We start from the raw sequence: 19,527 nt of genomic DNA on the forward strand, positions 1-19,527 counted from the left end.
TCCCCTGTAGGAGCTGCCGAAGGCTGCGATCTTTTGCTTTAGAGGTCAAAGCGACTTCCACAACGAATCAAAGTCATCTTCAGCCCCAGCCCCAGCCCCACTGCTCACGTTCCCCAGCGGGCGATAGGCAAACTGGTTAAAGCTGTTGGTGCTCGCCACCCGTCGATCCAGCCCGGCCCGACGTTCCTCGCCATTGGTGTTGATCATCACCTTGTTGCCTTCCTGGAAGGGCAGGCGCGGCGCGAGCAGGGTGGCCGGCAGGTCTATTGCGCTGATGGCCGGCAGTAAGAGGCCGCGCAGATACTGGCTGTGGTCATCCCGGGTGCGCACGAGTTGCAGGCCGCAGGGCTCGGCATAAGGCGCGACCTGTTCGATACCCATTTGCGTGCCACCGCCGCGTACCTGACGAATCCAGCGCACCACCGCGATGCTCCACCCAAGGCCGCCGGAGTCCTCGATGCCGACCATTTCGCCGGCTTGCAGCTCGGCGGGCACATCCGATAGCCACGCCAGGCAATAGCCGCCGGGGCTGTGATTGATCACCGGCAGGACGTACTTCGCAAATTGCCGGTTGCGGTCGGACGCCTCATGGCTGTCATCGCTCTGCAGCTGCGGGTATTCGATTTCTTCGTAAGGCAGCAAGGCGTCCGCGTTGCCGTGGGGCGCTGCATCAAAGGCATGGCGCCATTGGTCCTGTTCCCGGCCTGTCGGTGCTGTCGCCGAGAATTGTGCCGTCCGGGTGGCCGGGTTTTTCAGAATGTCGCTGAACGAGCGCTGCCCGCCCAGATAAAAATGCAGCGCGCTCATCCCCACACACAATGTCAACGAGCCTTGCCCGACGGTGCGCTGGAAGCTGCGTTCGGCCGTCTGGCCCCAAGCGGCGTGCAGGTGTTGCAGCGTGTCCAGGTTCAAGCCCGTCGGCACGGGCAACGGCGATGCGCTGTCCGCTTTCTGTAGATGCGCTTCGATGGCCTCGACCAGTGCCTGCGGATCGATGCCCAGCAGGCTTTCCTGCTGCTCTGCGCGGAACTTGGTGCGGTATCGCGGCCCGGTGTCGAGGTCCGGCGCGACGGCAAACAGTCCATCGGCGGGTTTGCCGGGTTGCAACTTGATCCATTGGCTCCAGGGCTCCAGTACCTCGGCCACCCGTGCGATCTGGTTCTGGCGCAGTTGATTGCTGCGTGAGGCACCCAGGAGCAGGGCGACGACGTAGGTCTGTTCGATGCTCATGGTCTGCGTCTGACTGGCGAGCTCATCGCGCAGGCTCAAGTGCTGGAGGCGATGCGCGCAGGCAATTCGATACAGCTGATGCAGTTCCAGCCATAGACCTTCGGGCACCGGACAATAGAGTTCGGTTGAGCGAATCAGCGGGCCGTTAAGGCAGTGGATCGCCCGTTGCAACGCCTGGCTCAGCAGCGGCGCGCGGTCCTTGCTGAAACGCGGGGTGATGCGCACGACAATCTGCTTGTAGCCGATCGCCAGGTGACTTTGCAGGGCCTGGCAGAGGTTGGCGATTTTGCGTGAGCGTTCGTCGAGGACAATCGCCTGATGCAGGAAATGCCGTTCCAGGTGTTTGCAGACGTAATACACCTCGGGCCGCAGCAGTTCGAGCAGTTGCAGACGATTTTCGCTGGGTGTGAGCAGTTGGTTGAGTTCGCTCAAGCCTTGATAGAGCTGGCGAGCGGTTTCGCCGAGGTTGGCTTTGGGTAGGTTGGCGATCCAGCGCTTCAGGTCGCGCGGGGTGGCTTCGCAGAATGACAGGCGCAACTGCGTCGGGATCGGAGCGCGTAACAATAGGTGTGGACTGTTCTCATTCATGCCAAAACCATAGCAGGAATCGTCACCTGTAGGAGCTTCCGCAGGCTGCGATCTTTTGATCTTGTTTTTAAAAGTTCAAGATCAAAAGATCGCAGCCTGCGGCAGCTCCTACAGGGGGGCTACGGGGAATCAGGCTTTTGGCAGGCCCAGACCCTGGCCCATCTGGACTGGGGAACCGGCCGCCAGTTCTTCAGCCCACTTCACTTGATCCGGCCCAAACAACACGACAGCGGTCGAACCCAGCTTGAAGCGACCCAGTTCCGCGCCTTTCTCCAGATGGATCGGCGCGCGGGCGGCTTCGTCGTAACGGAAGGTTTTCAGTTCGCGTTTAGGCGGCGTGACCAGCCCGGCCCACACGGTTTCGATCGAGGCCACGATCATCGCGCCGACCAATACCACGGCCATCGGGCCGCGCTCGGTGTCGAAAATGCACGCTACACGCTCGTTGCGGGCGAACAGCTCCGGAACGTTTTCCGCGGTGGTCTGGTTGACCGAAAAGATCCGGCCCGGGATGTAGACCATCTCGCGCAGGGTGCCGGCCAGTGGCATGTGCACGCGGTGGTAATCCTTCGGCGACAGATAAATGGTCGCGAAGTCACCGCCCATGAACGGCGCTGCATTGGCCGCGTCGCCGCCCAGCAGTTCCAGCACGCTGAAGCTGTGGCCTTTGGCCTGGAACACGCGACCGTGTTCGATCGGGCCGAGTTGGCTCACGGCACCATCCGCCGGGCTGAGAATCGCGCCCGGCGTTTGGTCCAGCGGGCGAGCGCCGTCTTTCAACGCACGGGTAAAGAATGCGTTGAAGTGCTCGTAGGCGGTCAGGTCTTCGACCAGTGCTTGCGACATGTCCACCTGATAGCGCTTGGCGAACCAGGCCGTAAAGGCATTCTTGAACCAACGCACGCGGCATTCGGCGATGCAGCCGGCCAGTCGCGAGAGCAAGTGGTGAGGCAGCAGGTATTGGCTGAGGATAAACAAACGCTTATTCATTAACTGTCCTTAAAAACCTTAAATCTCTACGGGGGTGTCGGGGTGATTGCCCCATTCGCCCCACGAGCCGGCGTAGCCTTTGACTCGCGGATAACCGAGAGACTTGGCCACTAGATAGGTGAAGCCAGAGCGATGGTGAGTCTGGCAGTGGGTAATCACTTCTTTGTCCTTGCTGATCCCGAGTTGTTCGAGGATCTGCGGCATGTCCGTGCGGATGCGCAAATTGCGCGCCTGATCCATGCCGGCGGTCCATTCGAAATTGACCGCGCCCGGAATGTGGCCGGCCTTGGCTGCCAGGACTTTCTCACCGGAGTATTCCAGGGGACCGCGTGCGTCCCAGATTGCCAGGTCGGCAGCACCGAGACGGCTTTGCAAGTACTCACGGGTGGCGGTGGGTCCGTCGTGCAAGGTCAAGGCGACCGGACCGCCGACCGGAGCAGGGATCTGGATCGACATGGGCAAGCCTTCTGCCAGCCACGCCTTCAGGCCGCCGTCGATGTAGTGGTAGTTTTTATGGCCGATCACGTCCAGCAGCCAGATAAAGCGCCCGGCCCAACCGCCGCCTTCGTCGTCATAGACCACGTAGATCGCTTGCGGGTTATGCCCCAGTTCGCCGAATAATGCTTCGAGTGCAGCGTGCGCAGGCATCAGGCCCGGCGCAGGTGGCTGCCCGAGTTGCGTGCGCTTCGGATCGACAAAATGCGCACCGGGGATATGCCCTTCGGTATAACGGGCGCTGCTGGTCAGGTCCACCAGAATCAGATCGCGGGCGTCGAGACGGTCGAGCAAGTCGCTCGGCTCGATCACCAGCGCCAAGCCAGAGAAGTCAGACATGTGAGGTCTCCAGAGCACAAAGGGGAGGATTGTAACGCAGCCTCATTGGCCGCGCTGGCTAAAGCTGTGAAGGGCCTTTTCAATGCACTGCGCGGTTTTGCCGAAGGCTTGCACCGTGATTTCAGAGAACGGCCCGCCGCCCTGGTCCGCCACGACGATCATGATTACGCGGCCATTGTTGACCAGTGAGCGCAGCAACACGTGTTCGCCGCTGAACTGTGAGCGCAGGCTGGCGGGCAACAGGGCTGAAAACTGCGCAGTGTTCGCCGGCGTCAGGCGCACCTGGGCCTGTTGCGCGAGCAGGCGTTGCAAGACGGCGCTTTGACTGACCAGGAAATTCAGACCCGCCACTTCTTTGGGCAACCCGTAGGTTTGATGTGCTCGCAGATTGGCGTGAGTGCGGTCGGCCATCAGGATCATGACTCGGCGCATACCACAGGCGACCAGCGCGTCCCGGGCCGAAAGGGTCAAGTGCATGGCGTTGGTGAAGCGGCTTGGCTCGACCAGCAGCTCTGCACATTGCTTGCGCCACTTCGCCAGGTCTTCGGCGGTCGGTGCCGGGGCCGGCAGCAAACTGGCGTGGACGCGGTTCATGCCCCACGGCCAGATCAATGATTCAGCCGGGTGCCAGAGGTCCGGCATGCCGTGGTGACGGGCGCTGTTCGCCGCTTGTTGATGCAGCTGCTGTTGCACGTCGTCCATCGGCATCTGCAGGTAAAGGCTGGTCAGGTACTGCCAGCGTAGACTGTGCGGGCTGTCCCAGGCCTGGTGCGCCGACAGCGCCAGGCCATTGGCCAACAGCACCGTGTTGGCCGGTTGATTGAGCCAGCGGCGCAGGGTCGGATCGTCATCGAGGCGGTTTTGCTGGCGCAGCGGATGATCGCTGTCGCGTGCGATACGCAGGACTTTCACCAGCTCACGTTGTTCGGTGAGCAACAGCCGATAACCCTGCTGCACCCAGATCGGCAGGCGCCAGATGTCCACCAGCGCCTGGCAGATGTCCAGCAGGCGCACGCCAAACAATTGCTTTTCGACTGCGCGCGCCGATTCGCCTTTATGCATGACCCGCAGCTCCCACTCTTCAAGCAGCTGTGGATGCGTCAGCGCCATGGGCCACAGCGGCGAGAGAAACAACAGGCTGCCCCAATGGATGTCCTGCCACAGCCGCGCGAGGCGACTGGAGAAAAAACCGTTGGCTTGTTGGGTCGCGTGCTGGCTGATCAACTGAAGCTGGCGCAAGGCGAGGGGAATTTGCGCTGCGGGTTCGGCGGGCAACCGGGCGAGCAGTTCTTCGGTGCGTTTCAGCCCCAGCCGATTGATCGCCACTTCAAGGTTCTCGGCAGGCTCGGTCATGCTGCCATGGGTGTGGCGGTTGGCTTCGCGAATCACGCTCAAGGCCAGGGCCGGGCTGTCCTGCAGCAGTTCGGCGATGTCGCGCAGTGAGCTGCGGTTATCGGCAATCGCCTTGCAGACACGGTCGTGACTGTCTTGCGGAACGGGCAGGCGCACGCCATCCAGAAGCTTGACCCAGCCTTCAAGTGTGGTCGGTTTTTGCGGTGGAATATTCGATTCGTTAGCCATGGCTGGACAGGATCATCAAAGGCTGTAAACACGCCCGGCGCGGGCTAGATTGGCTTTTCGCCTGAACTGGCTATAGTCTGGCGCAGTTTTGCCGATAAGGAGAAGAAGAGATTTTTCAACTTCCGAATATGACCTTGAACCCGACTCAGTAAGTGCTCCCTACCTATGGCTAAAATTATCGGCATCATCGTCGTATTCGCGAGCGTGCTCGGCGGATACGTGCTCTCCCACGGCAAGATTGCCGCCCTGATTCAACCTTTCGAGGTGATGATTATCGGCGGTGCGGCCCTTGGCGCATTCCTTCAGGCCAACCCCGGCCATATGGTGAAGCACGTTCTCAAGAAAGCCTTGGGAATGTTCAGCTCGCGTTTCAATCACACTTTCTACCTGGAAGTGCTGGGCCTGATTTACGAGATCCTCAACAAGAGCCGCCGCGAAGGCATGATGGCGATCGAAGGCGACATCGAAGATGCAGCCGCGAGCCCGATTTTCGCCAAGTACCCGGCGGTCCTGAAAGATGAACGCATGACGGCGTACATCTGCGATTACCTGCGCATCATGTCTTCCGGCAATATGGCGCCCCATGAACTCGAAGGCCTGTTCGACATGGAACTGGCGAGCCTCAAGGAAGACCTGGATCACCCTTCCCACGCGGTGAACGGCATCGCCGACGCCATGCCTGGCTTCGGTATCGTCGCGGCGGTATTGGGCATCGTGGTGACCATGGCCTCCCTTGGTGACAGCGACCAGAAAATGATTGGTGTGCACGTCGGTGCGGCACTGGTCGGTACCTTCTTCGGTATTCTTGCCGCCTACGGTTTCTTTGGCCCCTTGGCGCACGCCCTGGCCCACGACGCCAAGGAAGAATTGAACACCTACGAAGCCATCAAGGCCTCGCTGGTCGCTTCGGCCTCCGGCATGCCGCCCTCGCTGGCGGTGGAATTCGGCCGCAAGGTTCTGTACCCGGCGCACCGTCCTAGCTTCGCTGAGCTGGAACAAGCGGTTCGCGGTCGCTAAGTCATGGAAAATAACCAGCCGATAATCATCAAGCGCGTCAAGAAGTACGCGGCCGGACACCACGGGGGCTCCTGGAAAATCGCCTTCGCGGATTTCGCGACGGCGATGATGGCGTTCTTCCTGGTGCTGTGGCTGCTGTCCACCGCCACGCCGGAACAGAAGATCGCCATCGCCGGTTACTTCAAAGACCCGGTCGGTTTTTCCGAAAGCGGCACGCCGTACATCATTGATTTGGGCGGCACACCGACCCTGGCGCCGGAGAACACCCTCAATCCCGAGGTCAAATCCCAGCCCCAGCCAGACAGAGTGACAGTCGACACCGAGCAGGTCGAAGGCATGGCTGAACAGGTCGAGAAGGAACGCCTGGAACTGTTGCTGCAAGAACTGCAGAACAAGGTTGATGAAAACCCGCAGTTGCAGAAATTCAAGGACCAGATCCTGTTCGAGATCACACCGAACGGCTTGCGCATCCAGATCATGGACGCGGAAAACCGGCCGATGTTCGACTCCGGTAGCGCGCGTCTGAAACCGTATTTCGAAGACATCCTGCTGGCCATGGCCGACACCATCAAAGCGGTGCCGAACAAGATCAGCATCAGTGGCCACACCGACGCCAAACCGTATAGCGGCACCGGCGACTACGGTAACTGGGAGCTGTCGGCCAACCGTGCCAACGCCGCTCGCCGTGCGCTGGTGGCAGGTAGTTATCCGGATTCGCAGGTTGCACGCGTCGTCGGTTATGCCTCGTCAGCGCTGTTTGATCGCAAGAACCCGTTCAACCCGGTCAACCGCCGTATCGATATCGTCGTGCTGACCAAGAAGGCCCAGCAAGCCATCGAAGGTGCGCAAGGTGCCGAACCGGCACCGGCTGCAACGCCGGGGCACGGCGCTCCGGGCGAAGTGCCGGCCACCCAGGCTGATCCGAATGCGTTGCCACCGGCGCAGCAACCGGTGCCGGCGCATGAGCTGCGCGAACGCTTGAACCTGTTCGAGGATGCCGCGCCAAAACCGGGCGAGCCGCCGAAGCAGTGACCCACAAAAAAGCCGACAGCGATGTCGGCTTTTTTGTGTCTGTTTGGTTTCAACGTTAAGGCAAGATCAAAAGATCGCAGCCTACGGCAGCTCCTACATGGAATCGCGTACACCCTGTAGGAGCTGCCGAAGGCTGCGATCTTTTGACCTTGAGGCTGTCAGAACCCCCGTCGAATACGGGTCTTGAGCTTGTCGTGGAACAGATCGGCATCGCGCTTATACACACTGCGAATCGCCTCACTGAACGACTCCAGCCCCATCGAACGACTGGACAGGGTTTCTTCCCGGTAAGCATCGATAAAGAAATTGATGTCGGCCTCGCCACTCAGTTTCGGCCATTTATCGAGGTACAGCGGCAGCGCGCTGGGGCCGATTTTGTACGAGCAAATCCTGCGATTGCTGATGGTCGCTTCACCGATTTCGAACGGCACCCACCACGACTGCGCAGTCTCCTGCGAGATCACCGCCAGCAAGTGCGTGCAGTCGGTGATGTTGCGCGTGATGACCGCCGTGATGTCGTCGGTTTGCTGGGATTCGGTGTCCAGCACATCCAGGTAGGTCTTGATGTTGGCGCGCACCAGGCGATCGTTGATGATCATTGCCTGCGCGCGATCGGTATGGCGGTAGCTGATAAACACTGGCATCAGAAATGTCCCTTGATCGCGAGTTCGCGGTAGTAGGCGCCGAGCGCGGTGAGGCGGCAGCCAGTGGAGTTGAGGGCGGCGTAGTACATGTGTTCGGCATCCACCGGTTCGATGAGGCTGTGGCGGTTGCACTTTTGCAGTTGCTTGAAGACGTCGCCGTTGTCGGGGTCGAACGTGGCTTCGGTGGGCTCGTAGCTGGGATCAAGGGCAAAGACCGACTGGGCTTCGGGAAACCACTCGGGCAGTCGCCGCAGGATCTCTTCGGGAATGAGCGGTGGTACTTCGCGCAAGGCGATGAATTGCGAGACGTTGGTCTTGAACACCGGTCGTTGTTCCCAGGCGCCCAGTGCATTGTCGACAAACGAGTACAGGCTGCCGGGGGTGATCTCGCCCAGGACATTGGCTGCGCCGCCGTGCAAGGCTTGCAGCAACAGCCCGGTGAATACGCCATGACCGGATTGCTCCAGGGCGGATTGAGTTTTCTTGCAGGCAGTCAGGATGGTCATGCCTTCGCCGATCACGCTGGTGCCACCCCTGAGGCCACGCAATTCCCCGGCCGCGCCGGCTTCGCAACAATCGAGAATGATGACTTTGTTCTTGATCTTGTCGGCCGCGTTCGCCCACTCAAGGATGTCGCTGATGCGTATGCCATCGTTGCTGCAGCGATAGTCCTGCGGGATCAGCATGCCTTCATCGATGCTCGCTTCGAAATGACCGTGCCCGGCGAAGTACAGCAGCGCTACATTGCAATCGCCGGAGAACAACTCCTTGATGTTCAGTTCCAGCATCTGGCGCGTCAGGTTTTCCTCCGCGGACGTCAGCACCAGATTCTTGAAGTTGGGCTTGCCCGTTGCGTGTCGCTCCAGAATCGACGCCATGGCGATGGCGTCGTTGTTGCAACCGCTGAGCGGGGTGATATGCGCGTAATTGTTTATGCCGATAAATAATCCCTTGCGCATGGTTACACCGCCGTCTGCGCGCGAATCGCGCTGACGATGCTGTTGGTGTTCCACGCACATTCGGCGTGTGCCGCATCGCGGACGACCGTGGATATCCGTTCGGCACCAAACGGCTTGATCGCGATGATCACCTTGCCCATGCGCTTGGCGATCTCGATTTCCTTGTTGATCCATTTGCTGTACGTGGAATACATGCCGGCCATGATCAGCACCGCGGAGCACGGGCGGATTTTGTTTTCGATGGCCTCTTCCAGTTGCTTGTCGGTCAGGGCGCCGACGATTGGGTTATGTGGTGGGACGGAAAAGTTTTTGAAGGTGAACGTCGGATGCGCGGTGAGCAGCTTCACCAATTTGTCGTGGGCATCGGAATAATTCCACGAATGACTGATGAACAGATGAAAGGTTTGCATGGTTGTCCCTCGGTATCGCCAAAGTGCGAGAGGGCTGGAATGTAGAGGGTTGGATGGCTGTAACAAGGCTACGGCGGTTAAAGAGACATGTCCTACGAGCGGGCGTGCGCAGGCCTGACAGAAATGTCTGACGTTTAACGGATGGGGAGTTTTGTAGAACTGAAGCAGTGCGCCACTGCCCCGACTATGTCAGGGCGGTGGGCGCATCTGTTTAGTAGCTGGTTTCTGGCAGGCTGGCGATGATCGAGCGGTAGCTGTTCATCCGTTGCTGCTGCACACGACCATCTTCCAGCGCCTTGAGCAGGGCGCAACCGGGTTCGCGGTCGTGCTTGCAGTCGCGGAAGCGGCAGGTGCCGATCAGGTCGTTGAACTCGATGAAGCCGGCCTCGACGTCGGCACGGCTGACGTGACCCAGGCCGAATTCGCGGATGCCCGGGGAGTCAATCAGCTCACCGCCACCGGGGAAGTGGAACAACCGCGCGGTGGTGGTGGTGTGAGTGCCCTGGCCGGACAGCTCGGACAGCGGGCCGACACGGGTCTCGACTTCCGGCAACAGGCTGTTGACCAACGAGGACTTGCCGACGCCGGACTGGCCGACGAATACGCTGATGCGCCCGTCCAGCTGCTGTTGCAGTTGCTCCATGCCATTGCCGTGGTGCGCCGAGACTTCCAGCACCGGGTAGCCCAGCGTGCGGTACACCGCCAGCAAGGCGTTCAACGCCGGAGCGTTCTGCTCATCGATCAGGTCGAACTTGTTGAGCAGCAGCAGTGGACGAATCCCTGCGTGCTCGGCGGCGACCAGATAACGGTCAATCAGGTTCGCGTGGGGCTCGGGCAACGGCGCGAAGACAATCACAATCATGTCGACGTTGGCCGCTACCGGCTTGAGCTGGCCACGGCTGTCCGGGCGGCAGAGTTCGGTTTTACGCGGCAGTTGCGCCACGATCACCCCGATGCCCTGGTTGCCGGCACGCCAGACTACCTGATCGCCGGTTACCAGCGCCGGCAGGTTGGCACGCAAGTGACAGCGAAACACCTGGCCAGCCAAATCGCCATCGAGGGCTTCGACTTCGACTTGCACGCCGAAGTGCGCGATCACCAGGCCGGTCTGCTCCGGACCGAGGTCGCCACCTTCGAGTGCCTCGACGGCCGAGGACTCGCGTTTGGCGGCGCGCGCAGCGCGTTCGCCCTGAATCTTTTCGATGCGCCAGTTTTGACGACGATTGAGTTGGCGTTTGGCCATGGGTGTTCCGTATCAAGAATGCAGCGATTAGGTAAAACGGCCGCGAGTTTAGCACGCCCAGCTACTTCCCTAGGCTAAACTGCGCACCATTGCCTAGGAGCCGACACAATGCAAAACCCGCAGAATCTGATCTGGATCGACCTGGAAATGACCGGGCTGAACCCTGATACCGACGTCATCATCGAGATGGCGACCATCGTCACCGACAGTGACTTGAACACCTTGGCCGAAGGTCCGGTCATCGCCATCCACCACAGCGACGAGATCCTCGCCGGCATGGACGAGTGGAACACCCGCCAGCATGGCGGTTCGGGCCTGACCCAACGGGTTCGCGACAGCCGCATCAGCATGGCCGAAGCCGAAGCCCAGACCATCGCCTTCCTGGAACAATGGGTGCCCAAAGGCAAGTCGCCGATCTGCGGCAACAGCATTTGCCAGGACCGCCGCTTCCTTTATACCCACATGAAGTCCCTGGAAAGCTTCTTCCACTACCGCAACCTCGACGTATCGACCCTTAAAGAGTTGGCTGCGCGCTGGGCACCGGACGTGCGCGACAGCTTCAAGAAGGGCAGCACCCACCTGGCCCTGGACGACATCCGCGAATCCATCGCCGAGCTGCAACACTACCGCAAGCATTTCATCAAGTTCTGATTGCACACCTTGGTCCCTGTGTAGAAGCTGCCGCAGGCTGCGATCTTTTGATCTTAAAAATCAAGATCAAAAGATCGCAGCCTGCGGCGGCTCCTACAGGGGATTTCGTCGCGCACGCCCTCTTTTGGTGCCGACCTTAAATGGCTAGACTGCGCGCCTTCCTGCAAGGACCGCCACCATGTTGCTGATGCTTTACCTGATCGCCATCACCGCCGAAGCCATGACTGGTGCGCTGTCTGCCGGTCGTCGCGGCATGGACTGGTTTGGCGTGGTGCTGATTGCCTGCGTTACGGCGCTCGGTGGCGGTTCGGTACGTGACGTGCTGCTCGGTCATTACCCGCTGACTTGGGTCAAACACCCTGAATACCTGGTATTGACCTCCGTCGCGGCGATGTTCACGGTCTTTACCGCCCGCTGGATGCGCCACTTGCGCTCGCTGTTTCTGGTGCTCGACGCCGTGGGGCTGGTGGCGTTCACCCTGATCGGCTGCATGACCGCCCTGGAAATGGGCCACGGCATGCTGGTGGCCTCGGTCAGCGGTGTGATCACCGGGGTTTTCGGCGGTATCCTGCGCGACATTTTCTGCAACGACATTCCGCTGATCTTCCGCCGCGAGCTCTACGCCAGCGTTTCGTTCGCCGCGGCGTGGTGCTACATGCTCTGCATCTACCTGCAATTACCCGGCGAACAGGCGATTTTGATCACGCTGTTCGGCGGCTTCCTGCTGCGATTGCTGGCGATTCGTTTCCACTGGGAAATGCCGAAGTTCGTCTACAACGACGAAGCCTGACCCGGTCCTTGTAGGAGCTGCCGAGTGAAACGAGGCTGCGATCTTTTGATCTTGAATTTTTAAGATCAAAAGATCGCAGCCTTCGGCAGCTCCTACAGGAGTCCGTGTTGTTTCAGGGCCCACTCGACGTGTTCGCGGACCAATTCAGACGGGTAATCGCGGCGCGCCTTTAGCGCTTCGAGCACCGGAATGCTCGACGGCGCATTGCCCAGGCCAACTGCCAGGTTGCGCAGCCAGCGCTCGTAGCCTGCCCGTCGTAACGGCGAACCTTCGGTGCTACTGAGGAATTTGTCCTCGTCCCACATGAACAGTTCGGCCAGTTCGGCGTTGTCGAGGTTATGCCGAGGCTTGAAATCGCTTTCGCCGGACGGCCGGGCGAAGCGGTTCCACGGGCAGACGATCTGGCAGTCATCGCAACCGAACACCCGATTGCCGATCAGCGGCCGCAATTCCTCGGGGATCGCGCTTTTCAGTTCGATGGTCAGGTAAGAAATGCAGCGCCGGGCGTCCAGCACGTAAGGGCCAACGAAGGCATTGGTCGGGCAGATATCAAGGCACGCGGTGCAGCGGCCGCAATGTTCGGTGCTGTGTGGCGGGTCGACGGGAAGTGGCAGATCGACAAACAGTTCGCTGAGAAAGAAGTAACTGCCGGCCTTGCGATTCAAGACCAGGGTGTTTTTGCCGATCCAGCCTAGCCCCGCCTTTTCGGCGATGGCTTTTTCCAGCACGGGGGCGCTGTCGACGAAGGCGCGGAAGCCGAACGGGCCGATCTCTGCTTGAATTTTATCGGCCAGTTGCTGCACGCGTTTACGGATCAACTTGTGGTAATCGCGGCCCAAGGCGTAACGCGAGACGTAGGCTTTTTCTGGTTGAGCCAGTAATTGGGCCATTTGGGTATCGCCGGGCAGGTAGTCCATGCGTAACGAAACCACGCGCAAGGTGCCGGGAACGAGCTCTTCCGGATGCGAGCGTTTGCTGCCATGGGCGCCCATGTAGTCCATTTCACCGTGGTAGCCGGCTTCGAGCCAGCGCTGCAGGTGCTGCTCATGCTCGGCGAGGTCCAGGCCGCTGATGCCGACTTGCTGGAAGCCCAGCTCACGGCCCCAGTCCTTGATGGATTGGGCGAGGGCGGGGAGGTTTGTGGTAATAGCGGGCATGAGGCGAGAGAAACCGGAGCTGAGGTGCGTATAATTCTGCCAGACATCGGAGCCCGAAGACGCATGCCGCAGACTAAAGATGATTTACCCGACGCGCTGTACAGCGCCGCGCAAGTGCGAGCCCTCGATGCGAGCCTGATCGCGGCCGGCACACCGGGCTTCGAACTGATGCAGCGCGCAGCGCGGGCGACCTGGCGGGCGTTGGTTCGCCAGTGGCCGGCGGCCAGTGAATTGAGTGTGCTGGCCGGTCAAGGCAACAATGCCGGGGACGGTTATCTGGTGGCGGTGCTGGCACAGCGGGCTGGTTGGTCGGTTCGGGTGCTGACGGTCGGTGATCCCCAGCGTCTACAGGGCGATGCCGCGTCGGCGCAGGCCGAGGCCGTGTCCGAAAAAGTGTCGATCGAACCCTGGAGTGCCACCGTTCAATTGCGTGGCATCGTGCTGGACGCGCTGCTCGGCACCGGTTTGACGGGAGAGGTGCGGGAGCCCTGCGCCAGTGCAATCGCGGCGATCAATGCCTGCGACCTACCGGTGGCGGCGGTGGATATCCCTTCCGGGCTGTGCGCCGATACCGGTCGGATCCTCGGCGTTGCGGTGCGTGCCGACCTGACCGTCACTTTCATCGGCTTGAAGCTTGGGCTGTTCACCGGCGATGCCGCGAACGTGGTCGGTGAGCTGGTTTTCAACGATCTGCACGCTGATCCGCAATTGCTTGACGCTGCGGCCAGCAGTGCTCGCCGTCTGTCGGCCGGCAATCTTCCGCGTCTTGCTTCCCGCGCGCCTGCTTCACACAAAGGCGCGTTCGGTCATGTGCTGCTGATTGGCGGTGATCGCGGCTTTGGCGGCGCGATTCTGCTGAGCGCGCAAAGTGCGTTGCGCAGCGGTGCCGGCATGGTGTCGGTGGCCACTCGTAGCGAACATGTTGCTGCTGCACTGGCCAGAATTCCCGAGGCGATGGTACTGGGCACTTCGTCGGCCAATCAGTTGATGGGACTGCTTCAAAAGGTTTCCGTGCTGGTGATCGGTCCAGGCCTGGGTCAGGCTTCCTGGGGCCGCAGCCTGTTGTCGGCGGCCGCCAACGCGGCGCTTGCGCAAGTCTGGGACGCTGATGCGCTGAATATGCTGGCAGAAGAACAGGTGAGCTTGCCCAAGGGCTGCGTGATCACGCCGCATCCCGGCGAAGCGGCGCGGTTGCTCGGGATGAGTACCGCCGATGTTCAGGCCGATCGTCCTGCGGCTGCTCGCGCATTGAGCAAAAAATATACAGCGATAGTGATCTTGAAAGGCGCCGGCAGCCTGATCGCCAGTCCTGACGGGCGCTTGGCGTTGTGTCATCAAGGCCATCCGGCGATGGCCACCGCTGGGTTGGGCGATGTACTGGCCGGTCTGGTCGGCGCTTTGCTGGCCCAGGGCATGGAAGCGTTCGACGCGGCCTGCCTGGCCGTCTGGCTGCATGCCAATGCGGGCGCGCAACAAGGTAAATCGGGCCGTGGGCTGGCGGCCAGTGATCTGATTCCAGCCATTCGTCAGTTGTTGGAGGAGCAAGCACCGTGTCTGAAGTAACCCTGTACCTGGCTGATGAAGAGGCGATGACGGCATTTGGCGCACGCATCGCACAAACCACCGAAGGGCATGGTCTGATTTTTCTCGAGGGGGATCTCGGGGCGGGTAAAACCACGCTATCGCGGGGCATCATCCGTGGCCTGGGGCATGTGGGCGCGGTAAAAAGCCCGACCTTTACCCTGGTTGAACCTTATGAAATCGGTGACGTGCGCGCCTTCCATTTTGACCTTTATCGGCTGGTCGACCCTGAGGAGCTTGAGTACCTCGGCATCCGCGACTACTTCGAAGACGATGCGTTGTGCCTGATCGAGTGGCCCGGCAAGGGTGCAGGCTTTTTGCCAAAGCCCGACCTGACCATTACCATTAGCCCGCAAGACAGCGGGCGTTCGCTGAAAATTTTGCCCCAGGGTTCGCGTGGCGAGTCGTGGTGTGCCGCTTTGGCATTGGAATCCAAATAAATGATGGGGTTAGGTATGCGCTTTCGCGCGTTGGTTGCTGCCGTAGGGGTATTGTTTCTGGCGGTGACCGTCGACGCTGTGGCCGAGACAAAGGTCAACAGCGTTCGCCTGTGGCGGGCGCCGGACAACACGCGGCTGGTGTTTGACCTGACCGGGCCTGTCCAGCACAGCGTCTTCACCCTCACCTCCCCGGACCGGCTGGTTATCGACATCAATGGCGCGACCCTCGGTGCGCCACTGAACGTCAACAGCTCGAACACTCCGATCACCGCCATGCGCTCGGCCCAACGCACGCCGACCGATTTGCGGGTGGTCATCGACCTGAAAAAAGCCGTCACGCCTAAAAGTTTCACGCTGGCACCAAACGCCCAGTACGGCAATCGCTTGGTGGTCGACTTGTTCGACAATCCCGCCGATGCCGCGCCCATCCCGACGCCAACCAACGTTGCCACGGTGGCCCCGGTGCCGGTCACCCCGGTCGAGCCAGCCGTCAAGCTGCCGCCTGCGCCGGCCGGTAAACGCGACATCGTTGTGGTGATCGATGCCGGTCACGGTGGCGAAGACCCGGGCGCTTCTGGTTCTCGCGGCCAGCATGAAAAAGACGTGGTATTAGCCATCGCCCGCGAACTGCAGCGCCAGGTCAGCGGCATGAAAGGCTTCCGCGCCGAACTGACCCGCACCGGCGATTACTTCATCCCGCTGCGCGGTCGTACTGAAATTGCCCGCAAGAAGGGCGCCGACCTGTTCGTCTCGATCCACGCCGACGCTGCGCCTTCGGCCGCCGCTTTCGGTGCCTCGGTGTTCGCGTTGTCTGACCGTGGTGCTACCTCGGAGACAGCCCGTTGGCTGGCCGACAGCGAAAACCGTTCTGACTTGATCGGCGGTGCTGGCAGCGTCAGCCTCGATGACAAGGACCGCATGCTGGCCGGCGTGTTGCTCGACCTGTCGATGACCGCTTCGCTGACCTCCAGCCTGGACGTTGGCCAAAAGGTCTTGAGCAACATCAGCCGCGTCACGCCGTTGCACAAACAACGGGTGGAGCAGGCCGGGTTCATGGTGCTGAAGTCGCCCGACATTCCGTCGATCCTGGTGGAAACCGGCTTTATCTCCAATGCCAATGAAGCCTCCAAGTTGTCCGGGGCGAGCCACCAGCAGGCGCTCGCGCGTTCCATCAGCGCTGGCGTCCGTCAGTTCTTCCAACAGAACCCGCCACCGGGCACTTACATCGCCTGGCTGCGTGATTCCGGCAAGATTGCCCAAGGCCCGCGTGACCACCGCGTCAGCCCGGGCGAGACCCTGGCAATGATTGCCGTGCGTTATCAGGTGTCCCCGGCCACCTTGCGCAGCGCCAACAACCTGAAAAGCGATGAGTTGAAAATCGGTCAGACCCTGACCATTCCCGGCACTGAGCTGGCGGCCAAAGAATGAACCAGGTACTGACCAACACGGCGCGTATCGAACTGCTCAGCCCGCGACTGGCGAACCAGATTGCCGCCGGTGAAGTGGTCGAGCGCCCGGCATCAGTGATCAAGGAGTTGCTGGAAAACAGTCTTGACTCCGGTGCCAGGCGCATCGATGTCGACGTCGAGCAGGGTGGCGTCAAGTTGCTGCGTGTTCGCGACGATGGCAGCGGCATTTCTGCCGATGACTTGCCGCTGGCCCTGGCGCGTCACGCCACCAGCAAGATTCGTAACCTGGAAGACCTCGAGCAGGTCATGAGCCTGGGGTTTCGCGGTGAAGCGCTGGCGTCGATCAGCTCCGTGGCGCGCCTGACCCTGACGTCTCGCACCCGTGATGCCGATCAGGCCTGGCAGGTCGAGACCGAAGGCCGGGACATGGCGCCGCGGGTGCAACCGGCGGCTCACCCGGTGGGTACCTCGGTGGAAGTGCGCGACTTGTTCTTCAACACCCCGGCGCGGCGCAAATTCCTCAAAACCGAAAAAACCGAATTCGATCATCTGCAAGAAGTGATCAAGCGCCTGGCATTGGCGCGTTTCGACGTGGCGTTCCATCTGCGCCACAACGGCAAGACCATCCTCAGCCTGCACGAAGCCCATGACGACGCGGCGCGCGCCCGGCGTGTGGCGGCGATCTGCGGTTCGGGCTTTCTAGAGCAGGCGCTACCGATCGAAATCGAGCGCAATGGCCTGCATTTGTGGGGTTGGGTCGGTCTGCCGACGTTCAATCGCAGCCAGGCGGACTTACAATATTTCTTTGTGAACGGGCGCGCGGTACGCGACAAACTGGTGGCCCACGCGGTTCGCCAGGCTTATCGCGACGTGCTGTTCAACGGTCGGCACCCGACGTTCGTGCTGTTTTTTGAAGTCGATCCAGCCGGGGTCGACGTCAACGTGCACCCGACCAAGCACGAAGTACGCTTTCGTGACGGCCGCATGGTTCACGATTTCCTCTACGGCACTTTGCACCGCGCCTTGGGCGATGTGCGGCCGGAAGACCATTTGGCTGCGCCTGTGGCAACTGCCATTGTTCGGCCGAGCGGAATCGATGCCGGCGAGTTCGGCCCCCAGGGTGAGATGCGCCTGGCGGCCAATGCGTTGCTGGAACAGCCTCAGGCGCAATCGTCGTTTAATACGACAGCGGGCTCGGGCTCGGGCGCCGGTTATCAGTATCAATACACGCCGCGACCTCAGTCAGGCGTGCCCGCAGCTGAAGCCCAGGCCGCCTATCGCGAGTTTTTCGCGCCGTTGCCCGAAGCCAATGCGGTAGCACTGCCAGCCGGACAGGATGATATTCCGCCGCTGGGGTATGCATTGGCGCAGCTCAAGGGTATCTACATTCTGTCGGAAAACGCCCAGGGTCTGGTGCTGGTGGACATGCACGCCGCTCACGAGCGGATCATGTACGAGCGCCTGAAGATCGCCATGGCCAGCGAAGGCCTTAGCGGCCAACCGCTGCTGGTGCCGGAATCCCTGGCGGTCAGCCAGCGTGAAGCCGATTGCGCCGAGGAACACGTCGCCTGGTTCCAGCGCCTGGGCTTTGAATTGCAGCGCCTGGGGCCGGAAACCCTGGCCATCCGGCAGATTCCGGCACTGCTCAAGCAGGCCGAAGCCAATCGTCTGGTGGGTGACGTGCTGGCGGACCTGATGGAATACGGCACCAGTGACCGGATTCAGGCGCACCTGAACGAACTGCTCGGCACGATGGCCTGTCACGGCGCGATTCGTGCGAATCGACGCCTGGCCCTGCCGGAAATGAACGGTCTGCTGCGGGATATGGAAAACACCGAGCGCAGCGGTCAATGCAACCATGGCCGACCGACCTGGACCCAACTGGGCCTGGACGATCTGGACAAACTGTTCCTGCGCGGTCGTTGATGAGCCAGCTCCCACCTGCGATTTTCCTGATGGGCCCGACCGCAGCGGGCAAGACCGACCTGGCCATCGAGCTGACCAAGGTCCTGCCGTGCGAGCTGATCAGCGTCGATTCGGCCCTGGTCTACCGCGGCATGGACATCGGCACTGCGAAGCCGTCGAAAGAGATCCTTGGCGAATTCCCGCACCGCTTGATCGACATTCTTGACCCGGCAGAGAGCTATTCGGCCGCGGATTTTCGTCGTGATGCGCTGGAAGCAATGGCCGAGATCACGGCGCGGGGAAAAATTCCGCTGTTGGTCGGCGGCACAATGCTCTATTACAAGGCTTTGGTCGAAGGTCTGGCAGACATGCCCGCCGCCGATCCCGACGTCCGCGCGCAGATCGAAGAAGAGGCTGCACGCCTTGGCTGGCAAGCCCTGCATGAGCAACTGGCGGTGATCGACCCGCAATCCGCTGCGCGTATTCATCCGAACGATCCCCAGCGGCTCAGTCGAGCGCTGGAAGTTTATCGCGTCAGCGGTCAGAGCATGACCGCACTTCGGTTGCAACAATCTGCGCAAAGTACTGAAGCAGCCGCTTCGGGACTGCAACAATTGCCCTATACTGTCGCGAACTTGGCCATTGCTCCGGCAAATCGTCAGGTACTGCACGAGCGAATTAAACAAAGATTCACTTTAATGTTGGAACAGGGATTCATTGACGAGGTCGTAGCCCTGCGTAAACGAAGCGACCTGCATTCAGGGTTGCCGTCGATACGTGCGGTAGGTTATCGACAAGTCTGGGATTACCTGGATGGCAAGCTGACGCAAGCCGAGATGCAGGAGCGTGGAATCATTGCCACGCGCCAATTGGCAAAGCGCCAGTTCACCTGGTTGCGCAGTTGGGCTGACTTGCACTGGTTGGACAGTCTCGATTGCGACAATCTGCCGCGCGCCTTGAAATACTTGGGGACCATCTCCATATTGAGCTGAGTCCTTGCAATTGCCGTCTATCCTTGGGGGTGTGACGGCCACAAGCCATCTGTTTACCTATTTTTTTATATTGA

At 60.7% G+C, this 19,527-nt stretch carries 18 protein-coding genes; 9 read left to right on the top strand and 9 right to left on the bottom strand.

Annotation, left to right across the window (positions count from 1 at the left end; translation table 11 throughout):
• Positions 1 to 45: 45 nt before the first annotated feature.
• From ACA052_RS02400 to ACA052_RS02415, 4 genes are all read right to left on the bottom strand, one after another.
• The gene (locus ACA052_RS02400) at positions 46 to 1,818 is read right to left on the bottom strand and encodes a cyclic-di-GMP receptor FimW-related protein (RefSeq protein WP_497648237.1); all 1,773 of its coding nucleotides are present in this window, start codon (positions 1,816 to 1,818) and stop codon (positions 46 to 48) included.
• Between the two features lie 129 nt (positions 1,819 to 1,947).
• Positions 1,948 to 2,808 carry an archaetidylserine decarboxylase gene (gene asd / locus ACA052_RS02405; protein WP_497648238.1) on the bottom strand — a complete coding sequence of 287 codons (861 nt, stop codon included), beginning with the start codon at positions 2,806 to 2,808 and terminating at the stop codon, positions 1,948 to 1,950.
• An 18-nt stretch (positions 2,809 to 2,826) separates the two neighbouring features.
• On the bottom strand, positions 2,827 to 3,642 hold the full coding sequence (locus ACA052_RS02410) for a rhodanese-like domain-containing protein (RefSeq protein ID WP_497648239.1): 816 nt from the start codon (positions 3,640 to 3,642) through the stop codon (positions 2,827 to 2,829).
• A gap of 42 nt (positions 3,643 to 3,684) precedes the next feature.
• A complete protein-coding gene (locus ACA052_RS02415; protein WP_497648240.1) occupies positions 3,685 to 5,223 on the bottom strand; it encodes an HDOD domain-containing protein in 1,539 nt (512 codons plus the stop codon).
• A 165-nt stretch (positions 5,224 to 5,388) separates the two neighbouring features.
• On the opposite strand from ACA052_RS02415, the gene motA reads away from it, so the two are divergent.
• Positions 5,389 to 6,240 (top strand): flagellar motor stator protein MotA, encoded by an 852-nt coding sequence (motA, locus tag ACA052_RS02420; RefSeq protein ID WP_480419317.1) that lies wholly within the window; start codon positions 5,389 to 5,391, stop codon positions 6,238 to 6,240.
• Between the two features lie 3 nt (positions 6,241 to 6,243).
• Complete coding sequence (motB, locus tag ACA052_RS02425; protein WP_497648241.1) at positions 6,244 to 7,272, top strand: flagellar motor protein MotB; 1,029 nt, start codon at positions 6,244 to 6,246, stop codon at positions 7,270 to 7,272.
• A 158-nt stretch (positions 7,273 to 7,430) separates the two neighbouring features.
• Here motB and ACA052_RS02430 read toward each other — a convergent pair whose 3' ends face one another.
• The 4 genes from ACA052_RS02430 to rsgA all read right to left on the bottom strand — a co-directional run bounded on the left by ACA052_RS02430 (position 7,431) and on the right by rsgA (position 10,528).
• Positions 7,431 to 7,916: a toll/interleukin-1 receptor domain-containing protein gene (locus tag ACA052_RS02430; RefSeq protein WP_497648242.1), complete on the bottom strand. Its 486-nt coding sequence runs from the start codon at positions 7,914 to 7,916 to the stop codon at positions 7,431 to 7,433.
• Positions 7,916 to 8,875, bottom strand: a complete 960-nt coding sequence (locus tag ACA052_RS02435) for a caspase family protein (RefSeq protein ID WP_497648243.1) — start codon at positions 8,873 to 8,875, stop codon at positions 7,916 to 7,918. The genes ACA052_RS02430 and ACA052_RS02435 overlap by 1 nt, the downstream gene beginning before the upstream one ends.
• A gap of 2 nt (positions 8,876 to 8,877) precedes the next feature.
• A complete protein-coding gene (locus ACA052_RS02440) occupies positions 8,878 to 9,285 on the bottom strand; it encodes a TIR domain-containing protein (RefSeq protein ID WP_497648244.1) in 408 nt (135 codons plus the stop codon).
• Between the two features lie 211 nt (positions 9,286 to 9,496).
• Positions 9,497 to 10,528 carry a small ribosomal subunit biogenesis GTPase RsgA gene (rsgA, locus tag ACA052_RS02445; RefSeq protein WP_497648245.1) on the bottom strand — a complete coding sequence of 344 codons (1,032 nt, stop codon included), beginning with the start codon at positions 10,526 to 10,528 and terminating at the stop codon, positions 9,497 to 9,499.
• 108 nt (positions 10,529 to 10,636) lie between these two features.
• On the opposite strand from rsgA, the gene orn reads away from it, so the two are divergent.
• Both orn and ACA052_RS02455 read left to right on the top strand, forming a co-directional pair.
• Positions 10,637 to 11,179 carry an oligoribonuclease gene (gene orn / locus ACA052_RS02450; protein ID WP_046056848.1) on the top strand — a complete coding sequence of 181 codons (543 nt, stop codon included), beginning with the start codon at positions 10,637 to 10,639 and terminating at the stop codon, positions 11,177 to 11,179.
• A gap of 178 nt (positions 11,180 to 11,357) precedes the next feature.
• Complete coding sequence (locus ACA052_RS02455) at positions 11,358 to 11,969, top strand: trimeric intracellular cation channel family protein (RefSeq protein WP_054053347.1); 612 nt, start codon at positions 11,358 to 11,360, stop codon at positions 11,967 to 11,969.
• 92 nt (positions 11,970 to 12,061) lie between these two features.
• Here ACA052_RS02455 and queG read toward each other — a convergent pair whose 3' ends face one another.
• Positions 12,062 to 13,126, bottom strand: a complete 1,065-nt coding sequence (queG, locus tag ACA052_RS02460) for a tRNA epoxyqueuosine(34) reductase QueG (RefSeq protein WP_497648246.1) — start codon at positions 13,124 to 13,126, stop codon at positions 12,062 to 12,064.
• Between the two features lie 63 nt (positions 13,127 to 13,189).
• On the opposite strand from queG, the gene ACA052_RS02465 reads away from it, so the two are divergent.
• From ACA052_RS02465 to miaA, 5 genes are read left to right on the top strand one after another with little or no spacing between them, the layout of a single operon-like run.
• Positions 13,190 to 14,689, top strand: a complete 1,500-nt coding sequence (locus ACA052_RS02465) for an NAD(P)H-hydrate dehydratase (RefSeq protein ID WP_497648247.1) — start codon at positions 13,190 to 13,192, stop codon at positions 14,687 to 14,689.
• Complete coding sequence (gene tsaE, locus ACA052_RS02470; RefSeq protein WP_497648248.1) at positions 14,677 to 15,147, top strand: tRNA (adenosine(37)-N6)-threonylcarbamoyltransferase complex ATPase subunit type 1 TsaE; 471 nt, start codon at positions 14,677 to 14,679, stop codon at positions 15,145 to 15,147. The genes ACA052_RS02465 and tsaE overlap by 13 nt, the downstream gene beginning before the upstream one ends.
• Positions 15,148 to 16,575 (top strand): N-acetylmuramoyl-L-alanine amidase, encoded by a 1,428-nt coding sequence (locus ACA052_RS02475; protein ID WP_497648249.1) that lies wholly within the window; start codon positions 15,148 to 15,150, stop codon positions 16,573 to 16,575.
• Positions 16,572 to 18,482: a DNA mismatch repair endonuclease MutL gene (mutL, locus tag ACA052_RS02480; RefSeq protein WP_497648250.1), complete on the top strand. Its 1,911-nt coding sequence runs from the start codon at positions 16,572 to 16,574 to the stop codon at positions 18,480 to 18,482. Before ACA052_RS02475 ends, mutL begins: the two co-directional genes overlap by 4 nt.
• Positions 18,482 to 19,453: a tRNA (adenosine(37)-N6)-dimethylallyltransferase MiaA gene (gene miaA, locus ACA052_RS02485; protein ID WP_497648251.1), complete on the top strand. Its 972-nt coding sequence runs from the start codon at positions 18,482 to 18,484 to the stop codon at positions 19,451 to 19,453. Before mutL ends, miaA begins: the two co-directional genes overlap by 1 nt.
• Positions 19,454 to 19,527 lie beyond the last annotated feature (74 nt).

It is taken from the genome of Pseudomonas sp. LBUM1644, assembly GCF_059716195.1.

What these genes read in the sequence shown, in the direction of transcription:
- orn (WP_046056848.1), top strand. Translation starts at nt 10,637, where the DNA reads ATGCAAAACCCGCAGAATCTGATCTGGATCGACCTGGAAATGACCGGG.
- ACA052_RS02410 (WP_497648239.1), bottom strand. Translation starts at nt 3,642, where the DNA reads ATGTCTGACTTCTCTGGCTTGGCGCTGGTGATCGAGCCGAGCGACTTG.
- rsgA (WP_497648245.1), bottom strand. Translation starts at nt 10,528, where the DNA reads ATGGCCAAACGCCAACTCAATCGTCGTCAAAACTGGCGCATCGAAAAG.
- ACA052_RS02435 (WP_497648243.1), bottom strand. Translation starts at nt 8,875, where the DNA reads ATGCGCAAGGGATTATTTATCGGCATAAACAATTACGCGCATATCACC.
- ACA052_RS02440 (WP_497648244.1), bottom strand. Translation starts at nt 9,285, where the DNA reads ATGCAAACCTTTCATCTGTTCATCAGTCATTCGTGGAATTATTCCGAT.
- asd (WP_497648238.1), bottom strand. Translation starts at nt 2,808, where the DNA reads ATGAATAAGCGTTTGTTTATCCTCAGCCAATACCTGCTGCCTCACCAC.
- ACA052_RS02430 (WP_497648242.1), bottom strand. Translation starts at nt 7,916, where the DNA reads ATGCCAGTGTTTATCAGCTACCGCCATACCGATCGCGCGCAGGCAATG.
- ACA052_RS02400 (WP_497648237.1), bottom strand. Translation starts at nt 1,818, where the DNA reads ATGAATGAGAACAGTCCACACCTATTGTTACGCGCTCCGATCCCGACG.
- motB (WP_497648241.1), top strand. Translation starts at nt 6,244, where the DNA reads ATGGAAAATAACCAGCCGATAATCATCAAGCGCGTCAAGAAGTACGCG.
- ACA052_RS02475 (WP_497648249.1), top strand. Translation starts at nt 15,148, where the DNA reads ATGATGGGGTTAGGTATGCGCTTTCGCGCGTTGGTTGCTGCCGTAGGG.
- motA (WP_480419317.1), top strand. Translation starts at nt 5,389, where the DNA reads ATGGCTAAAATTATCGGCATCATCGTCGTATTCGCGAGCGTGCTCGGC.
- miaA (WP_497648251.1), top strand. Translation starts at nt 18,482, where the DNA reads ATGAGCCAGCTCCCACCTGCGATTTTCCTGATGGGCCCGACCGCAGCG.
- queG (WP_497648246.1), bottom strand. Translation starts at nt 13,126, where the DNA reads ATGCCCGCTATTACCACAAACCTCCCCGCCCTCGCCCAATCCATCAAG.
- mutL (WP_497648250.1), top strand. Translation starts at nt 16,572, where the DNA reads ATGAACCAGGTACTGACCAACACGGCGCGTATCGAACTGCTCAGCCCG.
- ACA052_RS02455 (WP_054053347.1), top strand. Translation starts at nt 11,358, where the DNA reads ATGTTGCTGATGCTTTACCTGATCGCCATCACCGCCGAAGCCATGACT.
- ACA052_RS02415 (WP_497648240.1), bottom strand. Translation starts at nt 5,223, where the DNA reads ATGGCTAACGAATCGAATATTCCACCGCAAAAACCGACCACACTTGAA.
- ACA052_RS02465 (WP_497648247.1), top strand. Translation starts at nt 13,190, where the DNA reads ATGCCGCAGACTAAAGATGATTTACCCGACGCGCTGTACAGCGCCGCG.